Source organism: Umezawaea sp., assembly GCF_036375055.1.
In the GTDB taxonomy this organism is placed as follows: Bacteria; Actinomycetota; Actinomycetes; order Mycobacteriales; family Pseudonocardiaceae; genus Umezawaea.
This window is the reverse complement of the sequence record NZ_DASUSQ010000112.1, coordinates 87,682-111,827: the sequence shown is the minus strand read 5'-3', so window position 1 is coordinate 111,827 and position 24,146 is coordinate 87,682. Positions and strand designations below refer to the sequence as shown.

The 24,146-nt window shown below is 72.1% G+C and carries 24 protein-coding genes; 9 read left to right on the top strand and 15 right to left on the bottom strand.

The window, feature by feature from the left end:
- Positions 1–123: 123 nt before the first annotated feature.
- Positions 124–1,023 carry a DNA-3-methyladenine glycosylase 2 family protein gene (locus VFZ92_RS29020; protein WP_330879237.1) on the bottom strand — a complete coding sequence of 300 codons (900 nt, stop codon included), beginning with the start codon at positions 1,021–1,023 and terminating at the stop codon, positions 124–126.
- The gene (locus tag VFZ92_RS29015; RefSeq protein WP_330879236.1) at positions 1,016–2,095 is read right to left on the bottom strand and encodes an NDP-sugar synthase; all 1,080 of its coding nucleotides are present in this window, start codon (positions 2,093–2,095) and stop codon (positions 1,016–1,018) included. The genes VFZ92_RS29020 and VFZ92_RS29015 overlap by 8 nt, the downstream gene beginning before the upstream one ends.
- Positions 2,096–2,250: 155 nt before the next feature.
- On the opposite strand from VFZ92_RS29015, the gene VFZ92_RS29010 reads away from it, so the two are divergent.
- Positions 2,251–2,730, top strand: a complete 480-nt coding sequence (locus VFZ92_RS29010; RefSeq protein ID WP_330879235.1) for a hypothetical protein — start codon at positions 2,251–2,253, stop codon at positions 2,728–2,730.
- Here VFZ92_RS29010 and VFZ92_RS29005 read toward each other — a convergent pair.
- From VFZ92_RS29005 to VFZ92_RS28995, 3 genes are all read right to left on the bottom strand, one after another.
- A complete protein-coding gene (locus tag VFZ92_RS29005; protein WP_330879234.1) occupies positions 2,714–3,589 on the bottom strand; it encodes a glycosyltransferase family 2 protein in 876 nt (291 codons plus the stop codon). The genes VFZ92_RS29010 and VFZ92_RS29005 overlap by 17 nt on opposite strands.
- Positions 3,590–3,925: 336 nt before the next feature.
- Entirely contained in the window at positions 3,926–5,056 is a 1,131-nt protein-coding gene (locus tag VFZ92_RS29000) for a glycosyltransferase family 1 protein (protein WP_330879256.1), read from the bottom strand.
- A gap of 66 nt (positions 5,057–5,122) precedes the next feature.
- Positions 5,123–6,169: a glycosyltransferase family 1 protein gene (locus VFZ92_RS28995; protein ID WP_330879233.1), complete on the bottom strand. Its 1,047-nt coding sequence runs from the start codon at positions 6,167–6,169 to the stop codon at positions 5,123–5,125.
- Between the two features lie 20 nt (positions 6,170–6,189).
- On the opposite strand from VFZ92_RS28995, the gene VFZ92_RS28990 reads away from it, so the two are divergent.
- From VFZ92_RS28990 to VFZ92_RS28980, 3 genes are all read left to right on the top strand, one after another.
- Positions 6,190–7,110, top strand: coding sequence for a glycosyltransferase family 2 protein (locus VFZ92_RS28990; RefSeq protein WP_330879232.1), 921 nt, complete (start codon positions 6,190–6,192; stop codon positions 7,108–7,110).
- A gap of 76 nt (positions 7,111–7,186) precedes the next feature.
- On the top strand, positions 7,187–9,673 hold the full coding sequence (locus tag VFZ92_RS28985; RefSeq protein WP_330879231.1) for a glycosyltransferase: 2,487 nt from the start codon (positions 7,187–7,189) through the stop codon (positions 9,671–9,673).
- On the top strand, positions 9,666–10,751 hold the full coding sequence (locus VFZ92_RS28980; protein WP_330879230.1) for a glycosyltransferase family 1 protein: 1,086 nt from the start codon (positions 9,666–9,668) through the stop codon (positions 10,749–10,751). The genes VFZ92_RS28985 and VFZ92_RS28980 overlap by 8 nt, the downstream gene beginning before the upstream one ends.
- Before the next feature lie 54 nt (positions 10,752–10,805).
- On the opposite strand, the gene VFZ92_RS28975 is transcribed toward VFZ92_RS28980, so the two are convergent.
- Positions 10,806–10,970, bottom strand: coding sequence for a hypothetical protein (locus tag VFZ92_RS28975; RefSeq protein WP_330879229.1), 165 nt, complete (start codon positions 10,968–10,970; stop codon positions 10,806–10,808).
- Between the two features lie 148 nt (positions 10,971–11,118).
- Between VFZ92_RS28975 and VFZ92_RS28970 the strand changes: the two genes are divergently transcribed.
- Positions 11,119–11,553 (top strand): Imm1 family immunity protein, encoded by a 435-nt coding sequence (locus tag VFZ92_RS28970; protein ID WP_330879228.1) that lies wholly within the window; start codon positions 11,119–11,121, stop codon positions 11,551–11,553.
- On the opposite strand, the gene VFZ92_RS28965 is transcribed toward VFZ92_RS28970, so the two are convergent.
- The 3 genes from VFZ92_RS28965 to rfbB all read right to left on the bottom strand — a co-directional run bounded on the left by VFZ92_RS28965 (position 11,550) and on the right by rfbB (position 14,687).
- Positions 11,550–12,698 (bottom strand): histidinol-phosphate transaminase, encoded by a 1,149-nt coding sequence (locus VFZ92_RS28965; protein ID WP_330879227.1) that lies wholly within the window; start codon positions 12,696–12,698, stop codon positions 11,550–11,552. The two genes, VFZ92_RS28970 and VFZ92_RS28965, sit on opposite strands and share 4 nt — an antisense overlap.
- A 97-nt stretch (positions 12,699–12,795) precedes the next feature.
- Positions 12,796–13,704: a dTDP-4-dehydrorhamnose reductase gene (gene rfbD, locus VFZ92_RS28960; protein ID WP_330879226.1), complete on the bottom strand. Its 909-nt coding sequence runs from the start codon at positions 13,702–13,704 to the stop codon at positions 12,796–12,798.
- Positions 13,704–14,687: a dTDP-glucose 4,6-dehydratase gene (gene rfbB, locus VFZ92_RS28955; RefSeq protein WP_330879225.1), complete on the bottom strand. Its 984-nt coding sequence runs from the start codon at positions 14,685–14,687 to the stop codon at positions 13,704–13,706. The genes rfbD and rfbB overlap by 1 nt, the downstream gene beginning before the upstream one ends.
- Before the next feature lie 307 nt (positions 14,688–14,994).
- Here rfbB and VFZ92_RS28950 point away from each other — a divergent pair, with 307 nt between their 5' ends.
- From VFZ92_RS28950 to VFZ92_RS28935, 4 genes are all read left to right on the top strand, one after another.
- A complete protein-coding gene (locus VFZ92_RS28950) occupies positions 14,995–16,425 on the top strand; it encodes an LCP family protein (protein WP_330879224.1) in 1,431 nt (476 codons plus the stop codon).
- 111 nt (positions 16,426–16,536) lie between these two features.
- Entirely contained in the window at positions 16,537–17,715 is a 1,179-nt protein-coding gene (locus VFZ92_RS28945; RefSeq protein WP_330879223.1) for an LCP family protein, read from the top strand.
- Between the two features lie 13 nt (positions 17,716–17,728).
- Positions 17,729–18,445 (top strand): TIGR03089 family protein, encoded by a 717-nt coding sequence (locus VFZ92_RS28940; RefSeq protein WP_330879222.1) that lies wholly within the window; start codon positions 17,729–17,731, stop codon positions 18,443–18,445.
- A 55-nt stretch (positions 18,446–18,500) separates the two neighbouring features.
- Positions 18,501–19,241, top strand: a complete 741-nt coding sequence (locus VFZ92_RS28935; protein WP_330879221.1) for a 3-oxoacyl-ACP reductase family protein — start codon at positions 18,501–18,503, stop codon at positions 19,239–19,241.
- A 66-nt stretch (positions 19,242–19,307) separates the two neighbouring features.
- On the opposite strand, the gene VFZ92_RS28930 is transcribed toward VFZ92_RS28935, so the two are convergent.
- From VFZ92_RS28930 to VFZ92_RS28905, 6 genes are all read right to left on the bottom strand, one after another.
- Positions 19,308–19,892, bottom strand: a complete 585-nt coding sequence (locus tag VFZ92_RS28930; RefSeq protein WP_330879220.1) for a VC0807 family protein — start codon at positions 19,890–19,892, stop codon at positions 19,308–19,310.
- 49 nt (positions 19,893–19,941) lie between these two features.
- Entirely contained in the window at positions 19,942–20,361 is a 420-nt protein-coding gene (locus VFZ92_RS28925; RefSeq protein ID WP_330879219.1) for a DoxX family protein, read from the bottom strand.
- A 202-nt stretch (positions 20,362–20,563) separates the two neighbouring features.
- Positions 20,564–21,082, bottom strand: coding sequence for a glucosaminidase domain-containing protein (locus VFZ92_RS28920; protein ID WP_330879218.1), 519 nt, complete (start codon positions 21,080–21,082; stop codon positions 20,564–20,566).
- Between the two features lie 109 nt (positions 21,083–21,191).
- Complete coding sequence (locus VFZ92_RS28915; protein WP_330879217.1) at positions 21,192–22,355, bottom strand: acyl-CoA dehydrogenase; 1,164 nt, start codon at positions 22,353–22,355, stop codon at positions 21,192–21,194.
- A 100-nt stretch (positions 22,356–22,455) separates the two neighbouring features.
- Positions 22,456–22,944, bottom strand: coding sequence for a 5-(carboxyamino)imidazole ribonucleotide mutase (gene purE, locus VFZ92_RS28910; RefSeq protein ID WP_330879216.1), 489 nt, complete (start codon positions 22,942–22,944; stop codon positions 22,456–22,458).
- Positions 22,941–24,140 carry a 5-(carboxyamino)imidazole ribonucleotide synthase gene (locus VFZ92_RS28905; protein WP_330879215.1) on the bottom strand — a complete coding sequence of 400 codons (1,200 nt, stop codon included), beginning with the start codon at positions 24,138–24,140 and terminating at the stop codon, positions 22,941–22,943. The genes purE and VFZ92_RS28905 overlap by 4 nt, the downstream gene beginning before the upstream one ends.
- Between the last annotated feature and the right edge of the window lie 6 nt (positions 24,141–24,146).

Here is a 24,146-nt window from a genome sequence, read left to right as displayed (position 1 = left end):
TGACCGGGCCGGGCTAGGCAGGCCGGGCGGGCGAGGCAGGACTCGCGGGCCAGGCCGTGCCGGCTGGGCTGGTCGAGCCGGCAGGGCTGGACGACGACCGCGATCGGGGCGAGGACCCCGACCTCACATGGCCCGGTAGTCCCGAGGCGAGAACCGAGGCCCGAACCGGGGCTTCCGGAACCCGGAAGCCTCCACGTACCGAACAGCGCGGTGCCGCTGGGGGGAGTACGGAGCCAACACCTCCGCCATCCCCTCGTCGTCCAGCGGCTTCCCCAGCAGCGCCCACCCCACCGCGGCCGGGATGTGGAAGTCCCCGAAGCTGACGGCGTCGGCATCCCCCCACGACCGCTGCGCCACCTCGGCGGCCGTCCACACCCCGATACCGGGGATCAACCGCAGCAGCTTCCGCCCGGCCTCCCCGCGCAGCTCCACGGCCCGCTCCAACCGGTGCGCCACCTGAGCGGCAGCGATCAGGGCACGTCGACGGGCGCTGTCCACCCCGGCCTTGTGCCACTCCCAGTCCGGGATCCCCAGAACCGCCCGAGGCGTCGGCCCGACCATCATCCCCACCGGGACCGGGCCCGGAGCGGGCGTCCCGAACCGGCGGCACAGCTCCCGGTACGACCGCCGCGCCTCGGTCCCGGTCACCTTCTGCTCCAGCACCGAGGGCAGCAGCACGTCCCACACGCGACCGGTCGACCCCAACCGCAGCCCCGGCTTCCGCCGACGGGTCTCCGAGATCAGCGGGTGGTGCCCCTCGAACCCGGAATCGTCGTCGTCGGCCCCCAGCAGCGCGGGCAGCCCGTCCAGCAGCCACGGACCACCGTCACCCCACGCCGTCGCCTCCACGGCCGCACCGGGTCGGCGGACGTGGAGCGTGCCGGGCCCGAGCGGGGTGTTGGCGGTGAGCCACACCGCGCCCGTCGCGTCCTGCTGGTAGGTCGGGTCGCCCGCTCCGCGGCGGAGCGGGCCCAGCACCGACCCGACGTCCAGCGGGAACGGGGGCGACCAGGTCCTAGACATCGGCGGAGAAGCGCACCCCCGCCTCGGGCAGCACGACGTCGGGCCACACGCGCGCCCCGCCGACCAGTTCGCAGCGGGCGCCGATGACCGCACCGTCGCCGATCACCGCGTCCCTGAGCACCGCCCCGGCCTGCACCAGCGCTCCGGCGCCGAGCACCGACCGCTCCACCACGGCCCCCTCGCCGACCACGGCGCCGTCGAACACCACGGACCCGGCCACGACCGCGCCCGCCGAGACGGTCGCGTTCGCGCCGATGGTCGTCCCCCCGGACAGCAGGGCGTCCTCGTGGACGTCGGCGCCGCCGAGCACGATCGCCTCACCGGGCTCCGAGGGCAGCGCCGACGACGGCGCGATGCCGCGCACGAGGTCCGCCGACCCCTGGACGAACGCCGCGGGCGTCCCCAGGTCCAACCAGTAGGTGGCGTCGACGTGGCCCTGCACCCGAGCGCCGCGCTCCAGCAGACCGGGGAACGTCTCCCGCTCCACGGACACCGGACGGCCCTCCGGGATCTCCAGCACGACCTCGCGGCGGAAGACGTAGCACCCCGCGTTGATCTGGTCGGTCGGCGGGTCCTCGGTCTTCTCCAGGAACGCCGTGACGCGCCCGTCCTCGTCGGTCGGCACGCAGCCGAACCGGCGCGGGTCGTCGACCTTGACCAGGTGCAGCGTGACGTCGGCCTCGGCGGTCCTGTGCGTTTCGACGATCCCGCGCAGGTCGACGCCGGACAGGATGTCGCCGTTGAACACCATCACGTCCCGCTCGCGCAGCTTGTGGGCGACGTTGCGGATGGCGCCCGCCGTGTCCAGCGGGACCTCCTCCACCACGTACTCCAGCTCCAGCCCGAGCTTCGCGCCGTCACCGAAGTAGTCCTGGAAGACCTCGGCCTTGTACGAGGTGCCGAGCACCACGTGGGTGATGCCGACGGCCCTGATCCGCGACAGCAGGTGCTCCAGGAACGGCACCCCCGCCGTCGGCAGCATCGGCTTGGGGGCGGACAGGGTCAGGGGGCGGAGTCGGGTTCCCTTGCCACCGACCAGAACAACCGCTTCCACGCCGTGCAGCTCCGACATGCCCGTTTTTCCTCCTCCACTAACACGCAACGACCGATTCGAATACTGTGGCAGACAGCATCCGATAGACGGGCAGTGGTCCCTGGCGGGCGCGTGTCAGAAATCGGGAACGCCGGCACCCCCAGCCGGCCCTAGGCAACGCAGGAGAGATCCGAATGGACCCCCGCGACCGGGCCGACGCGCTGCTTGCCCGTGCACGAGCACGTGGCGCCCACGTCGTCACGCCGGACAACATGACGTCGCCCATGGACTCGTCGGCGACCCAGCAGATCCCGCGGACCGTGGTGAACGCGGTCGACCCGCGCGAACTGGACCCGGAGTCGACGATGGTCATCTCCGCGCAGATGGCGTCCGGCGGTCGACGACCGCAGCAGCACCAGCCCCAGCAACCCCAACAACAGCAGCAGCAGTACCAGCAACAACAGCCGCAGCAGCACCAGCAGGCGCCCCAGCAGCAGCACTACCAGCAGCAACAGCAGCCGCAGAACCAGGCCGAACCCGTGCAGCGGGTCGGGCCCGGTCCGGTGCCGACGGTCCAGCAGACGCCCAGCGGGCGGCCGAGCCTGACCCAGCGGCTCAGCGGCGACCAGCCGCCACCGCCGGGCCTGGCCCAGCGGCTCAGCGGCGACGCGTGACGAGCTTCAACCTCAGCCCGAGCCCGAGCCGGACGGCGAGCAGCACCGGGGCCCACAGCGGGCCCCGGTGGCGGTCGGCCAGGTAGCGGTAGGCGCTGCTGTGGTGCGCGGCGAGCATCCGCGCGGACGCGCCCGAGGTCGAGTGGCCGCCGATGTGGACGACCTCGGCGTCCGGCACGTACACGTTGAGCCAGCCCGCGCGGCCCACCCGGTCGCCGAGGTCGACGTCCTCGAAGTACATGAAGTAGCGCGCGTCGAAGCCGTCGACCGAGTCGAAGGCCTCGCGGCGCATGAGCAGGCACGAACCGGACAGCCAGCCCGCGGGCCGCTCGGTGATCTCGGTCTTCTCCTGCCGGTACTCGCGGGTCCACGGGTTCGCGGGCCAGACCTTGCCGAACACGGCGTGGCCGAGACCGCGGCCGAGTGACGGCAGCAGCCTCGCCGACGGGTAGACCTCGCCGGTGGTCTCGCGGATCAGCGGGCCGAACGCGCCGCCCCTCGGCCAGCGCTTCGCGGCTTCGAGGAGCTTGTCCAGCGACCCCTCCGCCCACTCGACGTCCGGGTTGGCCAGGACGACCCAGCCGACGTCGTCGGGCAGCGAGGCGACGCCGCGGTTGAGGGCGCCGCCGTAGCCGAGGTTGCCGCCCGTGGGCAGGAAGGTGACGTCGTCGCGTTCGGCGGCGGCGCGTTCCGGCTCGCCGTCCTTCGACCCGTTGTCCGCCAGCACGACGCGGACCGGCAGCGTCGTGGCCTTCGCGAGCGTGTCGAGGAAGCGGTCGAGCGTCTCACCCGGTGAGTAGGTGACGGTCACCGCCGCCAGTGCGTCGCCGTAGCGCGTGGGTTCGGTCACGCGCCACATTGTGCACCGTCGGCCGCGGTGGACGTGGTGCGCCACCGCACGCCCCCGCCGCGCGGGGACCGACCCGCCCACGGGCGAGCTCGGGCCAGGTGGGTCGTGGTGTTCTGGCCGCTGTTCACCACGACGTGCGCGATGGCGCTGGTGCCGAGCTGGTCGCCGTGGTCGCGGATCAGCCGGGTGGCGGGGTCCGGGTAGTCGTTCGCGCAACCCGCGTTGTGGTGGGCCCGGATCTCCCCGTTCCGCGGATCCGGCGCGTTGACGTAGGTGACCGCGTCCGCGAAGCCCTCCGCCCGGCCCCGGCTCCGGACCAGACGACAGGCGGGTCGTGACCGGGGGCTAGCGGCCCCGCCGGTGCACGTGGTGCGCGCGGGAGTAGGCGAGCCGGTGCCGGGCGGCGCTGGCCGACCAGGTGAAGGCCTTCGCCCTGACCTGGGCGTCGGCGGCCAGGTCGGCGCGCCGGGCCGGGTCGTCGAGGAGTCCGGCGATGCCCGCGGCGATGTCGCCCGCGCCGACGCCGCAGTACGCCACCGCGTCGCCGCCGACCTCCGGCAGGCTGAGCCGCCGGGTGGTGAGCACGGCCGCGCCGCACGCCATCGCCTCCAGCACCGGCAGGCCGAAACCCTCGCCGAGGCTCGGGTAGGCGACCAGCTCGGCGCCCCCGAGGAACCCGGCGAGCTGGTCGAACGGCAGGTAGCCCGCGCGGATCACCCTGATCCGGTGCGGCACCACGTCGAGCGCGCGCTCCACCTGGCTGTCCCAGCCCGGCTGCCCGGCGAGGATGAGCGCGGGCGGGTCGGGGCGGCCCACGCAGGCCTGGGCGAAGCCGCGGATGAGGGCGGGCACGTTCTTGCGGGGCTCCAGCGCGCCGAGGAACGCCACGTACGGCGTGTCACCGAGGCCGAGCGACCGGCGGACCACGGCCGTCTCGCCCGCCGACGGCGGGTGGAACCGATCGGTGTCCACGCCGTGCTGGGCGGTGTGCAGCGACCGGCGGTCGGCCCCGGCCACGCGCTCCAGCTCGGTCGCCGTCGCCTCGCTCGGCACGACGCACAGGGCGGCCCGCCGCAGGGACGCGCGCGTCCAGCCGCGGAAGAACCGGGCCTTCACCGAGGAGTGCAGGACGGGGTCGGTGAAGAACGTGGCGTCGTGCAGCGTCACGACCGTCGCGGCCCGGTTGGCCAGCGGCATCGTGTAGTGCGGGGAGTGCAGGACGTCCGCGCCGAGGCGCGTGACGATCCGCGGCAGCGTGGTCTGCTCCCACGTGAGGCGCGCGGTGCGGGTGGCGACCGACTCGGCCGCCACCAGGACCCGCGAGGTCGGCGCCATCCGGGTGTACAGATCGGCGTCGCGCGGCTGGCAGACGACGCTGAGCCGGGTTCCGTCCGCGGCCAGCGCGGCCACGAGCGAGTCGACGTACCGGCCGACCCCGCCCCGGTCGGAGGGAACCGCGGTGGCGTCGATCAACACGCTGGGTTCGACGATGGGCACGGGCTGAGACTAGTGCCGTCGACCAGGCGATCTACCGCGTGCCGCTCAAGTGACGCGCTGTGGATGGAGCCGGGTGTGGACCTCCCACGTCTCCCGCGCGGCCTTCTCCCAGGTGAACGCCTCCGCACGGCGCAGACCAGCGATTACCAGGCGAGCGGCGAGGGCTGGATCGTCCACAACGGACCTGATGGCCGATGTGAGCGCTCCCACATCGCCACGCGGTGTGACGACCCCCGCTCCACCGGCCACCTCCACCAGCGCGGGTGCGTCGGAGTGCACGACCGGGACGCCCGCCGCCATCGCCTCCAGCAGCGGCAGCCCGAAGCCCTCGGCCCGGCTGGGCACGACGAGCACGGCCGCGCGCCGCAGCACGTGGACCAGCTCGGCGTCCGGGAGACGGCCGAGGACCCGCACGTGCGGCGCGCGGGCGTCGACCTCGCCCCACCCGCGCGGACCGATCAGGAGGAGGGGGAGCCCCAGGCCCGCCGTCGCCTCGACCAGCGTCTCCAGGCCCTTGCGGGGCTCCAGCGTGCCGATGGCGAGCACGTACCGCTCGGGCAGCTCGACCGGCGACTCCTCCGGCCACGCCGTGACCCCGTGGCCGATCACGTGCACCGGGGCGGCGCCGGGCGCGTGGCGCGCGAGGTCGTCGGCCACGGCACGGGTGGGCACGACGATCGCGCCCGCCCTCGCCGTGGCGCGGGAGATCACCTTCCGGTGCCACGCGACCCCGCGCGCGGTCAGCGTTTCCGGGTGCGTCCACGGCACCGCGTCGTGCACCGTCACCACCACCCGGCCGCCGGGAGGGGCCAGCGGCGTCGGCGCGTGCACCGCGTCGCCACCCGGCCAGAACGGGATGCCGTGCTCCCAGGCCGCGATCAGGGCCCGGCGCGGCAGCGGCAGCACCTTCGGCCCCTCCACGCCGGGGACCACGGCCGCCTCGACGTCGCGGTGGCGGCTCACGGCACCGGTCACGGTCCACCCGGCGGGCGCGGTCGCGGCGAGCGCCGCGGCCAGCTCACGGGTGTACCGCCCGGTGCCGCCGGGGACGGGGGCGAGCAGCTGCTCGGTCAGCACAACGAGCTGGGGCACGTGCCGTACCGTCTCACGCCGTGTCCAGTCCCAGCACGGTGGTCGTGGTGACCTGGCGCGGGCGCGAGCACGTGACCGCGTGCCTCGACGCCCTCGCGGCCCAGCGGAGTCCACACCGGACACTCGTCGTGGACAACGCGTCCGACGACGGGACGGCCGAGCTGCTGGCCGCCCACCCGAGCAGGCCGGACGTCGTGCGGCTGCCCCGCAACCTCGGCTACGCGGGTGGCCTGGCGGCCGTGCTGGACCGGGTGGGCACGCCCTACGTGGCCTGGCTGAACGACGACGCGGCCCCCGACCCCCGGTGGCTGTCGTCGCTGGAGGAAGCCCTCGACGGCGACCCGCGGGTCGCCGCGGCCACCTCCTCGATGGTGCTCGCCGACGGCGCGACCCAGTCGGTCGGCGTGGCGCTGACGGCGGACGGTCACGGCGTGGACGTGGTGCTCGCGGGCCGGGAGGTGTTCGGCTTCTGCGGCGGGGCGGCGCTGCTGCGGACCGACGTCCTGCGGCGCGTGGGCGGCGTGCCCGCCGCGTTCTTCTGCTACTACGAGGACACCGACACGGCGTGGCGGCTGCGGCTGGCCGGGTACCGGGTGGTGTCCGTCGGCCCGGCGCGGGTCCGGCACCGGCACGGCGCCAGCACCCGGCCCGGCTCGGCCCCGTTCCACCGGTGGAACGAGCGCAACCGGCTGCTGATGCTGCTCCGGTGCGCCCCGGCGGCCGTCGCGCTGCGCGAGGTCGCCCGGTTCGCGGCCACCACGGCACTGCTCCCGTTCCGCTCGGCGGTGCCCGACGCGGCGAACTTCCGGGTCGGGCTGCGGCTGCGCGTCCTGGCCGAGGTGCTGCTCCGGACCCCGTCCGCGCTGGTCGCGCGCGCCGGGATCGGACGCCGGTCGACGGTCTCCCGAGGTGACGTGTGGCGCACCTGGGCGGGCCGGTAGCACCTTCGCCGCACGACACGCGCAGTGATGAGGCAGGCTTACCCCGCACAGCCGTCGTGGAGCGAGGAGAGTGATGGTGCTGCCCGTCGTATCCGTGGTCGTGGTGAACTACCGCGGCGCAGAGGACACCATCACGTGCCTGCGGGCGCTGGCGGACCTGTCCTACCCGGCGGACAAGGTCCAGGTCGTCGTCGTGGACAACGCCTCGGGCGACGGCAGCGCCGAGCGCATCCGGGCCGCCGTGCCGTCGGCGACCGTGGTCGAGTCCCCGACCAACCTGGGCTTCGCGGGCGGGTGCAACCTCGGTGTCGAGTCGGCGACCGGCTCGGTGCTCGCGTTCCTGAACAACGACGCCCGGCCGCACCCGGACTGGGTGCGCGCGGCCGTGCGGGTGCTCCAGGCCGAGCCGACGGTGGGCGCCGTGGCGAGCAAGGTGCTCGACTGGGACGGGACCGGCGTCGACTTCGTCGACGGCGGGCTGACCTGGTTCGGCATGGGCTACAAGCGGCACGCGGGCCAGCCGGACGACGGCAGCCACGACGCCCCGCGCGACGTCCTGTTCGGCACGGGCTCCGCGCTGTTCGTGCGCACCTCGGTCTACCAGGCGCTCGGCGGGTTCGACGAGCGGTTCTTCATGTTCTACGAGGACGTCGACCTCGGCTGGCGGATGAACCTGCGCGGCTGGCGGGTCCGCTACGAGCCCGCGTCGCTCGCGTTCCACAAGCACCACGCCTCGATGTCGTCGATCGACCACAGCCGCGAGCTGTACCTGCTGGAGCGCAACGCGCTCGCCGCGCTGTACAAGAACTTCTCCGACGACACGCTGGCCAGGGTGCTGCCCGCCGCGCTCGCGCTGGTGGTGCGCAGGGCGACGGCGCGCGGCGAGATCGACGCGACGCAGCTGGAGATCACCCGCAGACCCGCCGACGTGACCGAGGACGCCGCTCCCGTCCCGGTGGACCGCGAGGCGCTGGCCGGGTTCCTGGCGATCGACCAGTTCGTCGAGCTGATGCCGTCGCTGCTGGAGTCGCGCAAGGTCGAGCAGGCCGAGCGGGTCCGCAGCGACCGCGACCTGGTCCCGTTGATGCGCAAGGCGATGGAGCCCGCCTACCCGCTGCCCCGCTACCTCGCCGCGCACGACGTCCTGGTGGACGTCTTCGCCCTGGACGAGGTGTTCGGCAGGCCGCGGCGGATCCTGATCATCACCGGCGACGCGATCTCGGCGAAGATGGCGGGCCCGGCCATCCGGGCGTGGAACATGGCCGACGTGCTGGCGGACGAGCACGAGGTCAGGCTCGTCACGGTGAACCCGCTGTGCGCGCCGCCGGAGGCCCCGTTCACCGTCACCGGCTCCAAGCCGAGGGACCTCGCCCCGCACATCGGCTGGGCCGACGTGATCGTGCTCCAGGGCCACGTGCTGGAGATGGTCCCCGAGCTGAAGCGGACCGCGTCGACCAAGGTCGTCGTGTGCGACGTGTACGACCCCATGCACCTGGAGCTGCTGGAGCAGGGCAAGGACGCCACCGACGAGCAGCGGGCGCTGGACATCGTCGGCGTGACCCGCGTGCTGAACAACCAGTTGAAGCGCGGCGACTTCTTCCTCTGCGCGTCCGAGCGGCAGCGGCACTTCTGGCTCGGCCACCTCGCCGCGCTCGGCAGGCTCACGCCCACGCTCTACGACGACGACCCCACGGTCCGCTCGCTGCTGTCCGTGGTCCCGTTCGGCCTGCCGGGCAAGCCGCCGCAGCGCACGGGGCCCGCGATCAAGGACGTCGTGCCGGGCATCGCGAGCACCGACAAGGTCGTGCTCTGGGCCGGTGGCGTCTACAGCTGGTTCGACCCGCTGACCCTGATCCACGCCGTGCACCGGCTGCGGGACGACCACCCCGACCTGAAGCTGTTCTTCCTCGGCATGAAGCACCCGAACCCCGAGGTGCCGGACATGGACGTCGCGGGCCAGACCCGCGCCCTGGCCGCCCGGCTCGACCTCGTGGGCTCCTCGGTGTTCTTCAACGAGACCTGGGTGCCCTACCACGACCGGCAGAACTGGCTGCTGGACGCGGACTGCGGCGTCACCACCCACTACGAGCACGTCGAGACCACGTTCGCCTTCCGCACCAGGGTGCTGGACTACCTGTGGTCGGGGCTGCCGATCGTCACCACGGACGGCGACTCGTTCGCCGAACTCGTGGAGCGCGAGCGGCTGGGCGTCGTGGTCCGCTCCGAGGACCCGGACGAGCTGGCCCGCGCCCTGGAGAAGGTGCTCTACGACGAGGAGTTCGCCGCGGGCTGCCGCGAGCGGATCGCCGTGGTGCGCGAGCGCTTCACCTGGGAGACCGTGCTCGCCCCGCTGGTCGAGTTCTGCCGCAACCCCCGGCCCGCGGCCGACCGGCTGTCCGGCGGGGCGCCGCTCGTCCGCAACACGCCGTTGACCACGACCGCGAAGGTGCGCCGCGACGTCAAGCTCGTCCGCGAATACCTCGACCAGGGAGGACCGACGGAATTGGCGAAGCGCGCGACCGGCCGGGTCTTGAAGAAGCTGCGCGGCGGCGCACATGGGTGAAGCGCTGCGCGTGCTCCTGGACGGCACCCCGCTGCTGGGGCACCGCACCGGCATCGGCCGCTACACCTCCGCGCTGGCCGAGGAACTGGCGTCCATGCCGGACGAGGTCGACGTGCGCGCGGTCGCGTTCACCCTGCGCGGCTGGCGCGCGCTGCGCACGGTCCTGCCGCACGGCGTCCAGGCCCGCGGCCTGCCCGTGTCCGCGCGGCTGCTCCGCCAGTGCTGGCTGCGCGTCCCGTTCCCGCCGGTCGAGCTGCTGGCCGGGGTCACGGACGTCATGCACGCCACCAACTTCGTGCTGCCGCCGACGATCAGGGCAGGCGGGGTCGTGACCATCCACGACCTGGCGTTCCTGGCGTCGCCGGGTGACCTGCCGCCGTCCGACGCGCGCCTGCCGGAGCTGGTCCGCCAGTCAGCCCAGCGCGCCGACGTGGTGTGCACGCCGACCGAGGCGGTCGCCGACACGGTCGAGGAGCGCCTCGGCGTCGGGCGGGACCGGATCGTGGTCACGCCGCTGGGCGTCGACCCGGCGTGGTTCGCCTCGCGCCCCCCGAACGACGCCCTGCGCGCCCGGCTGGGCCTGCCGTCGCAGTACGTGCTGTTCGTCGGCGCGGGCGGTCCCCGCAAGGGGCTGGAGACGCTGCTGAGGGCCCACGCCAACGACACGTCACTGCCACCGCTGGTGCTGGCGGGCCCCCGTCAGTCCGGAGTGGACGGACGGGTGATCCGCACCGGCTACCTGGCCGACGTCGACCTGCGCAGCGTCGTCGCGGGCGCGTCCGCGCTGGTGCTGCCGTCGCGCGACGAGGGCTTCGGCCTCCCCGTGCTGGAAGCGCTTGCCTGCAACGTGCCGGTCGTCTGCTCCGACGTGCCCGCCCTGCGCGAGGTCGCGGGCGGCCACGCCCTGCTGACCCCGGTCGGCGACGCGGACGCGCTGGCGCACGCCCTGTTCGAAGCCGTCGAGACCCCGCCCACCCCGGTCGCGCAGGCGGCCCGCAGGACCCACGCGGCCGAGTACACGTGGCGGCGCTGCGCGGAGGCCACCCTGGTGGCGTACCACCGGGCGGCGGGCAGGTGACGGGCTGACGGCCACCCGCGCCGGTGCGGGTGGCTCGGTGGCCGGGAGGCTGACCTAGCGCCGGGGCGACTGGTCGTCCGCGTCGTCGCGCGGACCGGTGAGCGTGTTCCACGAGACCTGCCGGGACCCGGTCACGGCGGCGACGCAGCGCAGGAACCGGCGGCGGTCGCCGTCCTGGCCGCGGGTGGACGGTGCGGGGATGCGCCCGTGGTCGGACATCTGAAAAGGTTCTCCCAAGCGCGCAGCGTTATCCAGTCCTCCGGTGCGTCACCACCCCAACGGCCCAAGCCTCGGCCGTTTGCGACGGGGGTCGTTCACTGAGAGCATCCATTCCGCCTCGTCGACTAGCGAAGAGAAGGCCAACGAGATGAGCTTCAACGCCGTGTGGTCCGTCCAGGACGCCGACGAGTCCGGTGAGCAGATGACCGTGACGACCCCCGAGGAGGTCGACGCGCTGCTCGCCAGGCTGGCCGAGCCCGGCGCGGGCGCCGCGGTGATCGAGCACGAGGAGCGCGCGCTCATCCCCGACGCCGAGGGCCTGCTGGGCGCGCCCGGCGAGGTGAAGATCCCGGACCACGACGTGGCCGCCGCGGTGAGCAGCGGTTACGGGTACCTGACGTACGCGGACCCCGACCAGGACTACTCGACCCTGATCGGCGAGGAGGCGTCGCCGGTCTACGCGTCGGAGTACGTCGACTACCCGGCGGGCAGCGGGGTCCAGGTGGGGCTGCTGGCCGCGGCGCTGAAGGAGTTCCTGCTCACCGCGCAGCGGCCCGCGTGCGTGCGGTGGCAGGACGCCTAGGAGACGAGCGACGGGCGTTCCACGTCCCAGCGGGAGTTGCCGAAGGCCCGGATGCCGGAGACCAGGCGGTCCACGTCGGCCTCCGGGCGGACGACGAGCCGGACGAACTGGCCGCTCATGCCCAGCTTGTTGCCGCACTCGCGGATGAAGATCTGCTGCTTGTGCAGCAGGTAGTCGCGCAGCTCGACGCCGTCGACGTCGGGGGCGAGCTTCACCAGCAGGAAGTTCGCCTGCGACGGGTACACCTGGAGCTCGGACAGCCGGGACAGCTCCATGCCCATGCGGTAGCGGTCCATCGACAGCTTGACGAGGCTCTCGCCGTACTCGTCGAGGTGGTCGCCGAGCATGAACACGAACGCCTCGGCGAGCGAGTTGAGGTTCCACTTGGGCAGCGTGGCGGCCATGCGCTTGGCCAGCGCCGGGTTCGCGACGAGGTAGCCGAAGCGGACGCCGTGCAGGCCGAAGTTCTTGCCGAGGCTCTTGAGCACCACGACGTTCGGCCTGATCATGGCCTCGCTGACGACGGACGGGTTGCGCTCGACCTCGACGAAGTCGATGAACGACTCGTCGATGACGACCAGGTCGAGGTCGGCCAGCTCGTCCATGAACCGGATGATCTCCCGGCGGGGCAGGTAGCCGCCGTCGGGGTTGTTCGGGTTGCACAGCACCGCGACCTTCGAGCCCCTGGCGCGGATGAACTTCAGGTAGGCGTCGATGTTGAGCTCGAAGCCCTCGCTCTCCTGGAGCGGGAACATGTCGACGCGCTTGCCCGTCTCCATGGGCTGATCGGTCCACCGGCCGAACGTGGGGATCGGGATCGCCACGCTCTCCTCGACCCACAGGTGGTCGATCCAGGTGATGATCTCGGTGGAGCCGTTCGACATCGCGATCGTGGCGGGGTTCAGCCGGAGCGTCCTGGCGAGCTGACCGGCGATGGCGTCGGTGCCGCTCGGGTAGAACTTGAGGATGCCCTCCAGGTTGTTCGCCAGCGCGGCGAACATCTGCGGCGTCGGGAAGTACGGGTTGCAGGGGATGCAGAAGTCGACCATGTGCTGTGCGCCGTCCCCCAGCTTGCGGGACAGTTCGAAGAAGGACGGGCTGTGCGCGGTCTTGCCGAACACATCCGAGTCCACACCATGGCGCACGTGACCACTCCCCTGCTCGACGGCTGAAGCCGGTTACAGGTGGGCATACGTGCGGACCGTTCGGCCGGTTCACGGTGTGGTCCCGGACGGGTCCCGGCTAGGTCGCGGCCGTTCCGAGCAGGCCCGCGCCGACCGCGGCCGACAGCGCGTCCCGCCACGGGCGCAGCGGGGTGAGCCCGGCCCGCTCCCACGACGCCCCGGACAGCACCGAGTACGCCGGGCGCGGGGCCGGGCGGGGGTACTCGGTCGACGGGCACGGCCGCACGCGGGCCGGGTCGGCGCCCAGCTCCTCGAAGATGGCGCGGGTGAAGTCGTACCAGGTGGTCTCGCCGCCGCCGGTGCCGTGCAGCACGCGGCCCTGCGGTTCGCGCCTGGACGTGACGAGGTCGGCGAGTTCGACGAGCCCGGTGGCGAGGTCTCGGGTCCACGTCGGCGAGCCGCGCTGGTCGTCCACAACGGACACCGTGTCGCGGTCCTTCTCCAAGCGCGCCATGGTCTTCACGAAGTTGCCGCCCGAAGCGCCGTAGGCCCACGCGGTGCGCACGACCCAGGATCGGCGCCACGCGGCGAGGACCTTCTCCTCGCCCGCGAGCTTGGTCCGCCCGTAGGCCGAGCGCGGCCCGGTGGCGTCGGACGGCTCGTAGGGCCGGGTGGCGTCGCCGGGGAACACGTAGTCGGTGGACACGTGCAGCAGCGGCACGTCGTGCCGGGCGCACTCGACGGCGAGGAGTTCGGGGCCGAGGGCGTTCACCGCGAACGCGCGGTCCTCATCGGTCTCCGCCCGGTCGACGGCGGTGTACGCGGCGGAGTTGACGACCACGGGGCGCAGCCCGGCGTCGCGGGCGCTCGCGGCGAAGCCCGCCACGGCGTCGGCGACGCACCCGGCGTCGGTGATGTCCAGCTCGGCCGAGGAGGGCGCGTGCGCGAGCCCGTCGAGCGGGGTGGCCGCGACGAGGTCGTGGCCGAGCTGGCCGCGACCGCCGGGCACCAGGAGTGCGAGCGCCATCAGCCGTTCGCCCGAGCCTTGAGCTTCTCCCACCACGGGCGGTTGTCGCGGTACCACTTCACGGTGCTCGCGAGGCCCTCGGCGAAGTCGACCTGCGGCGCGTACCCCAGCTCGGTGCTGATCTTGGTGATGTCGACCGAGTAGCGGCGGTCGTGGCCCTTGCGGTCGGTCACCATCTCGACCGACGACCAGTCGGCGCCCATCGCGTCCAGCAGCAGCTCGGTCAGCTCGCGGTTCGTCAGCTCGGTGCCGCCGCCGATGTTGTAGACCTCACCGGGACGACCGGCCTCGGCGACGAGCTGGATGCCGCGGCAGTGATCGGCCACGTGCAGCCAGTCACGGACGTTGAGGCCGTCGCCGTAGAGCGGCACCTTCCCGCCGTCCATCAGGTTCGTGACGAACAGCGGCAGCACCTTCTCCGGGAACTGGTACGGACCGTAGTTGTTCGAACACCGGGTGATGCAGACCGGCAGTCCGTGCGTGCGGTGGAACGCCCGCACCAGCAGGTCCGAGGACGCCTTGGAGGCGGAGTACGGCGAATTCGGCTCCAGCGGGTGGGTCTCGGGCCAGGAGCCCTCGTCGATGGACCCGTAGACCTCGTCGGTGGAGACGTGGACGAACTTGCCGACACCGGCGTCCAGCGCGCCCTGCAACAGGGTCTGGGTGCCGAGCACGTTGGTGAGCACGAAGTCCGCGGACCCGGTGATCGAACGGTCCACATGCGACTCGGCGGCGAAGTGCACGACGACGTCGACGCCCCGCACGACCTCACCGACGGTGGCGGGGTCGCAGATGTCGCCCTGGACGAACCGGTAGCGGGGGCTGTCGGCGACGGGCGCGAGGTTGTCCTCGTTGCCCGCGTAGGTCAGCTTGTCGAGCACCACGACCTCGGCGTCGGAGAAGGCGGGGTACGACCCGCCCACGACCTCCCGGACGTAGTGGGAGCCGATGAAACCGGCCCCGCCTGTTACCAGAACGCGCATGTCCAAGTCCTTTACACCCGTGTAACCGCCGCAGTGAGTCACCTAGTAAAGCGTGCAACCCACCAGGTTGTTACAGCGTCTCCCGTATAAGAGGAACTACCAGCGCTCATGGCACCTGGCCCACTAATCTTTGCTGAGAGCACCACGCACGGGGGAGGCACCACTCGTGGAGGGCAGACCGCCACTGGCGAGCGAGCAACCAGGACCTATTCGGGTCGAAGCGAACGCCGCACGCCGGCGTTCGACCACGCTCCGAGCACTTCTCATCACGGGGCGTTCCTTCCTGGCACTGCTGTCCGCCGCTGTGATGGTGGTCACCTGGTACGGCTGGAACTTCCTGCGCAACCTGGACCAGGGCACGACGACGACCGACGTGATCTCCGCCCAGATGGGCGAGGAGCCGGGCGGCGTCGGGCGCAAGCCGCTGGACGGCGCGGTCGACATCCTGCTGGTCGGCATCGACAGCCGCGTCGACATGCAGGGCAACCCGCTGGCGCCCGAGGTGCTCGACCTCCTCAGCGGTGGCGTCGCCGACGGCGAGATGAACACCGACACGATGATCCTGGTGCACATCCCGGTCGACGGCACCCGCGCGCGGGCGTTCTCGTTCCCGCGCGACTCCTACGTCGAGATCGCGGACGGCTTCGGCAAGCACAAGCTGAACTCCGCGTTCGCCCGGCAGAAGAACACCGTCGCGGAGGAGCTCGCCGCGCAGGGCGCGGACCAGGCCAAGATCAACGTCGAGTCCACGACCGCGGGCCGCAAGACGCTCATCAAGACCATCGAGAACCTCACCGGCGGCGCCGTCACCATCGACCGGTACGCCGAGGTGAACCTGGCGAGCTTCTACGAGGTCACCAAGGCCATCGGCGGCGTCGAGGTCTGCGTGAACCAGGCCACCAGCGACTACAAGTCCGGCGCGAACTTCGTCGCGGGCCCGCAGACGATCGAGGGCGCGCTGGCGCTGTCGTTCGTGCGGCAGCGCGAGGGCCTGCCCGGCGGCGACCTCGACCGCATCGCCCGGCAGCAGGCGTTCATCGGCGCGCTGGCGAAGAAGGTCCTGTCGACCGGCATGCTCACCGACATCGACCAGCTCGACGCGCTCGTCGCTGCCGTGCAGAAGTCCGTGGTGCTGAGCGCGGGCTGGGACATCACGACGTTCGCCGAGCAGATGCAGGGCCTGGTGAGCGGCAACATCGAGTTCCGCACGATCCCGGTCGGCGACACCATGGACACCTACGGTGACGGCAACGTGCTCCAGGTCGACCCGGTGAAGGTGAAGAACTTCATCAAGAACCTGGCGGGCGACGAGAGCTCGGCGCCCAGCACCTCGGCGTCGAACACCCCGGTCACCCCGAACGACAGGGTGACCGTGCAGGTGTACAACGCGTCGGGGATCGCGAAGCTCGCGGCGACCGTGCTGGAGACGTTGGTGGGCAAGGGTTATCAGCGCGGCCAGGCGCTCTCGGCCCCGACGTTCCTCGACTCGACGGTGATCCGCTACGCGCCCGGCGACAAGGCCGTCGCGGAGAAGCTCTCGAAGGAGTTCGGCGGCGCGACCGTCGAGGAGGACGATTCGCTGACCAGGAACCAGGTCTCGATCTACGTCGGCGCGGACTACAACCCCGTCGAGGACCGGTCGGACCCCGCGGGCACGCCCGGCACGTCGGTCCCCGGCTCGCCGACCTCCTCGGCCCCTCCCGCCATCACCGCCGGTGGGCTCGCCTGCGTGAACTGAGCCTCTGCTCGGCGACGTGAACTGAGCCTCTGTTCGGTGAAGAAGTCCACGTGAGGGGTCATCCGCTGGTTAGCCTTGACGTTCACCCCTGTCACGACCGAGGAGGACGTCTTGAGGTCTGCCCTGACCGTGACGGTGCGCGTGCTGATCGCCCTGCTGTCGGCGACCGTGCTCGCGGGCTCGGGGTACGGCTGGGCCACCTTGAAGCGGGTGCAGGAGAGCGTCAACACCACCGACGTGCTCGCCGACCTCTCGACCGTGCCGAACTCCCCGCCGGTGCTGGACGGCGCGACGGACATCCTGCTCGTCGGCAGCGACAGCCGCACCGACGCGCAGGGGAACCCGCTGCCCGCCGACGTGCTGCGCCAGTTGCGCACGGAGGCGTCCGACGGCCTGAACACCGACACGATCATCGTGCTGCGCGTCCCCCACGACGGCGGGAAGGCCACGGCCATCTCGATCCCGCGCGACACCTACGTGCCGATCCCCGGCGTCGGCGAGGACAAGATCAACGGGGCGTACGGCCTGACGAAGTACGCCACCGTGCGGCGGCTGGAGAACGAGGGCGTCGGCGACCGGTCCGAGCGCGAGAAGCAGGGCGACCAGGCCGGTCGGCGCGCGCTCATCCAGGTCGTGCAGGAGCTGACCGGGATCCGCGTCGACCACTACGCGGAGATCAACCTCTACGGCTTCTACCTGCTCACCCAGGTCATCGGCGGCGTCGAGGTGTGCCTGAACGCGGGCACCAGCGACCCGGCGTCCGGCGCGAACTTCAGGGCGGGCCGTCAGCGGGTCAACGGGGGCGACGCGCTGGCGTTCGTGCGGCAGCGCAACCTGCCCGGCGGCGACCTCGGGCGGATCCGGCGGCAGCAGGTGTTCCTGTCCGCCGCCGTCTCGGAGCTGCTGTCCGCGGGCACGTTCACCGACCAGGCCAAGCTCACCGGGCTGCTGGACGCGGTCACCAAGTCGATCGTGGTGGACGAGGGGCTCGACCTCGTCACGCTCGCCCAGCAGGCCAGGGGCGTCGCGGGCGGGGCCGTCGAGTTCGCCACCATCCCGGTGGTCGACGTCAACGCCGTGAGCGACAAGGGCCAGAGCATCGTGCGGGTCGACGTGGCCGCCGTGAAGGCCTTCGTCGGGCAGCTGCTCGGCTCCACGCTGGTGCCCGGCACACCGAGCACGACGCCGAGCACGCCCCCGAGCCCGACGCAGCGGATGGCGGGTGGCAAGGTGGTCGGTCTGGACGGCGCGCACCGCGTCGTCCAGCCGGAAGTGCCTTGCGTCGACTAGGAGATGCACCACTGTGAGCGTCACCGAAGCTCTGTTCGCGCCGCTGCTGGCCGCCGGGCCTGGGCGACCGCTGATCACCCACTACGACGACGCGGACGGCTCGCGGGTCGAGCTGTCGCGCGCGACCATCGCCAACTGGGCCGCCAAGACGGCGAACTGGCTGCGCGACGAGCACGACGTCGAGCCCGGTGACCGGGTCGCCGTGCTGCTGCCCGCGCACTGGCAGACCGCGGGCGTGCTGCTCGGGGCCTGGTGGTGCGGCGCGACCGTGACCGACGACCCGAACGGCGCCAAGGTCGCGTTCGTCGCGCCCGGCGGCACCGCTCCGGGCGCCGACGTGGTCGCCGTCGCCTCGCTGCACCCGATGGGCCTCGGCCTGCGCGGCCAGGAGCTGGGCGGCGCGGTCGACTTCCTCGACGACGTCCGCGTGTACGGCGACGACTTCACGCCCTACGCGCCGACGCCCGGCACCACACCCGCCCTCGGTGCGTCCACCGTGGACGACATCGTCGCCGAAGCCCGCAGCCGCGCGGAGATGCTGGGCATCGGCCTCGACACCCGCGTGCTGTCCACTGTGGAGTGGGACCAGCCGGACGGGTTGCTCAACGGTCTGCTCGCCGTGCTCGCGGGCGGCGCTTCCCTGGTGCAGTGCAGCAACCTGAACGCGGACCTGCTGCCCGCCAGGCGGATCAGCGAGAAGACCACCGTGGAACTGGGCGGCGCGGCCTAGGCTCCACGTCGTTTTCCCGCCGGACAAAGGGGTTCGGCTCGGTCAGGCTGAGGTCATGAACGAGATCGAGGGCAAGGTCGCACTGGTCACCGGCGGCAGCCGAGGCATCGGCGCCGCGGTGGCCGTGCGGTTGGCGCGGCAGGGCGCCGACGTGGTGCTCACCTACGAGACCGACAAGGACAGCGCCGCCGCCGTGGTCGGCCGCATCGAGGCCGCGGGCCGCCGCGGACTGGCCGTGCGGACGGACAGCGGCGACGTCGACGCCGTGACGGGCGTGGTGGAGCGGACGGTCGAGGAGTTCGGCCGGATCGACGTCCTCGTCAACAACGCGGCCGTGTTCATCTTCGGCCCGGTGGAGGACATGGGGCCCGAGGAGTTCGACCGCACGGTGGCGGTGAACGTGCGGGCGCCGTTCGTGGCGGCGCGGGCTGCCGCGGCGCACATGCGGGACGGCGGGCGGATCATCAGCATCGGCAGCAACATGGCCGAGCGGGCGGCGTTCCCCGGCTTCAGCCTGTACGCCATGAGCAAGACGGCGCTCGTCGGGCTGACCAAGGGCCTGGCGCGGGAACTGGGGCCGAGGGGCATCACGGTGAACCTCGTCCACCCCGGCCCGACCGACACCGCCGCGAACCCGGCCGACGGCCCGATGGCCGACGAGATCCGGAGCTTCACGGCGCTGGGCCACTACGCCACGGCGGACGACATCGCCGCCACCATCGCCCACCTGGCCGGGCCGGACTCCCGGTACACGACCGGCGCGGTGATCAACGTGGACGGCGGTTTCGCGGCCTAGTGCGCTGACCCCCACCGGGTTTCGCCCTGAACCGCGCGAAACCCGGTGAGGAGCGCGGCCACCGCGCTAGTCGTGCTGCCGCTTGGCGTACCCGCGCGTCACGACGATGAGCACCGCGACCACGAGCACGGTCAGCAGCGGTGAACCGACCACCATCACGTCGACCGGCAGCGTGTACGCCAGCGGCACCCGCACCGCGGCGTCGAACAGCAGACCCGCGCCCCACAGGAGCGTGGCGAAGCGGACCGTGCGCCGCACCGCGGGCGACTCGCGGTACCGCTCCTCGACGGCGGGCGCGGTCTTCGCCACGAACGCCAGCAGCAGCGGTCTGCGGGCGAGCAGCGACCCGAGGAACACCAGGCCCAGCACGAGGCTGATCAGCGAGTCCTTGGCGATCACGAACCGCGCGTCGCCCGTGAGGAACAGGGTCAGCAGCCCGAGGGCGAACAGCCCGAGCACGAGCGCCGCGACCCCGTCGACCCGACGGCTCCGCACGACCCCGACCAGCAGCAGGAGGCCGGACACCGCCCCGCCCGCGGCCAGCGCGACCCAGTCGTCGACGCCGAGGTGGCGCAGCAGGTAGTAGCCGCCGAGGGGCAGGGCGAGGTCGGTCAGGAGGGTCGGCAGCAGCGACCTGATCCGGCTGTCCATGGGCCTGGACGGTAGCCGTGGGGGCGTCGAGGGCCCCCACGGCGTCGTCTCAGGCGGGGACCGGCTCCCGCGTGCGGGACTTCCGGAGGACCTCGTCCACGGAGTACGCGCCGCCGTTGAACCCGAGCGCCAGCGCGGCCACCGCGAGCACCAGCACCAGCTGGTAGCCGTTGGGCGCCAGCATCCCGTGCTCCAGGTGCACCAGCACCAGCGCGCCCGCCATGTTCAGCGCCAGCAGCGAGCCCGCCACCGGCAGGGCCGCGCCGACCAGCAGCATCGCCCCGCCCACCAGCTCCACGACCGCCGCGAACCAGGCGGACGCCGTGGCGGCGGGGATGCCCATCTGCACGAACGACGCGGCCGTGCCGTCCATGCCGTACTCGAAGAACTTCTGCCAGCCGTGCGCGATGAACACCGCACCAACGCCCAGTCGCCCGATCAGTGCAGCCAAGTCCCGCACGCGCTCCATGCTCACTCTTCCCGTTGTTCGTTCGGATTTGAACGAGACTCTAGGGAATCCGAACACCGTTTCGAGTGGATCAGAGCTGTCGAAACGCTGTCAGAATTGGGCAAGCGTTTGCGCGCCGGGCAGAATTCGCCAGGCGGTGACGCTGCTCACCACCGGCCTGTCGGCGGCCGTGGCCCCACGCCCGCCGACGGACCGGACGTGGTCAGCCTTCAAGGAGCCTGTCGGCGATGGCCACGATCTCGTTGCCGTAGTTCGGCGAGGGCGCCCACTTCCCGCCCAGCTCCTCGAACTCCTCGACGCGGTACCTGCCCACCACGAACACCAGGCGGGGATCCACGACCAGGTGGCCCTCGACCAGGGCACCGGTGTAGGCGCGCAGGTGCTGGGCGTGCGCTTCGGCACCCACGGCCCAGTTCGCGAACATCGCGTGCGCGAGCGGGTTGTCGCCGTCGGTGACGCCCGGCACGACGTTGGGATGACGGATCTTGATGCCCGCCGTGTTGTAGAACTCCGGCCGCACCTTGCCGGTGAACGCACCGCCCGCGGTCTCCTTCAGGGACTGGGCGATCATCCCCACCGGGTCGACGGCGTACTTCACGGCGGCGGCCCAGAGCGCCGGGGCCATGCTCGTGACGAACAGGCCGTTCGCGCCCGCCGAGGGAAGTCGGGCTTGGATGGAATCGAGGGTGACGCCTACCGGGGGTGGGCCGAGGATGCGCATCGGAACTCCTCTCCTAGTCTGCGGAGCCTCCGATTCTCCTCCTGCACGCGGACCGGGAGACGCCGAAGGGCGTGACCCGGTGGGAGTCACGCCCTTCGACCCGGCAACCTCAGCCCTTCAGCAGCGCCCGCGACATCACGACGCGCTGGATCTGGTTGGTGCCCTCGTAGATCTGGGTGATCTTCGCGTCGCGCATCATCCGCTCGACCGGGAAGTCGCGGGTGTAGCCCGCTCCGCCGAACAGCTGCACGGCGTCGGTCGTGACCTCCATCGCCACGTCCGAGGCGTAGCACTTGGCGGCGGCGGTGATGAAGCCGATGTTGGGTTCGCCCCGCTCGGCCTTGGCTGCGGCGACGTAGACCATGTGGCGCGCGGCCTCGATCTTCATCGCCATGTCGGCCAGCATGAACTGGACGCCCTGGAACTCGGCCACGGCCTTGCCGAACTGCTTGCGGTCCTTGACGTACGCGATGGCGGCTTCGAGCGCGCCCTGCGCGATGCCGACGGCCTGCGCGCCGATGGTCGGGCGGGTGTGGTCGAGGGTGCGGAGGGCGGTCTTCAGGCCGGTGCCGGGTTCGCCGATGATCCGGTCCGCCGGGATGGTGCAGTTCTCGAAGTGGATCTCGCGGGTGGGTGAGCCCTTGATGCCGAGCTTGCGCTCCTTGGAACCGACGACGAAGCCGGGGTCGTCCTTGTGGACGACGAACGCGGAGATGCCGTTGGACTTCTTCTCCGCCTTGGGGTCGGTGACCGCCATGACGGTGTACCAGGTGGACTCGCCCGCGTTGGTGATCCAGCACTTGGTGCCGTTGAGCACCCAGTGGTCGCCGTCCAGGAGGGCGCGGGTGCGCATGGAGGCGGTGTCCGAACCGGCCTCGCGCTCGCTCAGCGCGTAGGACGCCATGGCCTCGCCGGAGGCGATGGTCGGCATGACGAGCTGCTTCAGCTCCTCGGACGCGGACAGCAGGATCGGCATGGTGCCGAGCTTGTTGACCGCCGGGATCAGCGAGGACGACGCGCAGACGCGCGCGACCTCCTCGATGACGATGCAGGTGGCGACGGAGTCGGCGCCCTGGCCCTCGTACGCCTCGGGCACGTGCACGGCGGCGAAACCGGACTTGACCAGCGCGTTGAGCGCCTCGACCGGGAAGCGCTCGTTCTCGTCGACGTCGGCCGCGTGGGGCGCGATCTCCTTGTCGGCGAGCGAGCGGACGGCTTCGCGCAGCGCGTCGTGCTCCTCGGCGAGCTGGTACGTGCCGAAGCTCGGGTCCACTTGTTACCTCCCAGTAGGGCCTACTGGGACGATGTTAGCGCGCGTTCACATCCCCGCGCACGGGTGCCTTTCGACACGCCGGAAGGCACCCGTCCGCCGATCAGAGCGCTTTTTGCAGCGCCGCGTCCTTGTCGAGCACCATCCGCTCCAGGTCCGCCTGGAACGCGGCCACGCGCTCCTGGAGCGCCGGATCGGACGCGGCGAGGATGCGCACGGCCAGCAGACCCGCGTTGCGGGCGCCGCCGACGGCCATCGTGGCGACCGGGATGCCCGCGGGCATCTGCACGATCGACAGCAGCGAGTCCATGCCGTCCAGGTACTTCAGCGGCACGGGCACGCCGATGACCGGCAGCACCGTGGTCGAGGCCACCATGCCGGGCAGGTGGGCCGCGCCGCCCGCTCCCGCGATGATCGCCCTGAGGCCACGGCCTGCGGCCGAGCGCGCGTAGTCGATCATCCGCTGCGGGGTCCGGTGCGCCGACACCACGCTGACCTCGTACGGCACGTCGAACTCGGCGAGCGCCTCGGCGGCGGCCTTCATCACCGGCCAGTCCGAGTCGCTTCCCATGATCACGCCGACCTGCGTCACTGCTGCTGCCCTCCGTGGATGTCGTACCCGTCCAGCCACACGCCGTCGGACAGCCAGTGCGCGGCGAGCTTCGCCCGTTCGCGCACGGCGTCCATGCTGTCCCCGAGCAGCGTCACGTGGCCGATCTTGCGGCCCGGCCGCTCCGCCTTGCCGTACAGGTGCACGTGCGCGTCGGGGAACCGGGCGAACAGGTGGTGCAGCCGCTCGTCGGGGCCCATCTTCGGGGCGTCGGCCGCGCCGAGGACGTTGGCCATCACGACGGCGGGGGCAGCCAGGTCGGTCACGCCGAGGGGGTAGTCCAGGACGGCCCGCAGGTGCTGCTCGAACTGCGAGGTGCGCGACCCCTCGATGGTCCAGTGGCCGGAGTTGTGCGGGCGCATGGCCAGCTCGTTCACCACGACGCCGTCCGCGGTCTCGAACAGCTCCACGGCCAGCAGCCCGACGACGCCCAGCTCGTCGGCCACGCGCAGCGCCAGCTCCTGCGCGGCCTCGGCGACACCGGGGTCGACGGACGGCGCGGGCGCCAGGACCTCGACGCAGATGCCGTCGGACTGCACGGTCTCCACCAGCGGCCACGCGGCGCCCTGGCCGAACGGCGAGCGCGCCACCAGCGCGGCCAGCTCGCGGCGCATCGGCACGCACTGCTCGACCATCAGCGGCGTGCCCGCGGCCAGCAGCTCCTCGACCACGGTCTGCGCGCTGTGCGGCGTGTTCAACATCCACACGCCCTTGCCGTCGTAGCCGCCGCGCACGGCCTTCAGCACGCACGGCCAGCCGTGCTCGGCGCCGAACGCGAGCGCGTCCGCAGGGGCGTCCACCTCGGCGAACGGCGGGACGGGCAGCCCGAGTCCGGAGAGCTTGCGGCGCATCACCAGCTTGTCCTGCGCGTGGATCAGCGCGTCGGGACCGGGGTGCACCTTCACCCCCTCGGCGACCAGCGTCCGCAGGTGCTCGCCGGGCACGTGCTCGTGGTCGAAGGTGACCACCTCGCAGCCCTTGGCGAACGCGCGCAGCGCGTCCAGGTCGGTGTGCGTGCCGAGCACGACGTCTCGTGCGACGAGGGCGGCGGGATCGGAGTCGGAGACGGCGAGCACGCGCAACGACTGGCCGAGCGGGATGGCCGCCTGGTGGGTCATGCGGGCGAGCTGGCCGCCGCCGATCATTCCGACAACGGGAAGGCCGGTACGGGAGTCCACGGGACG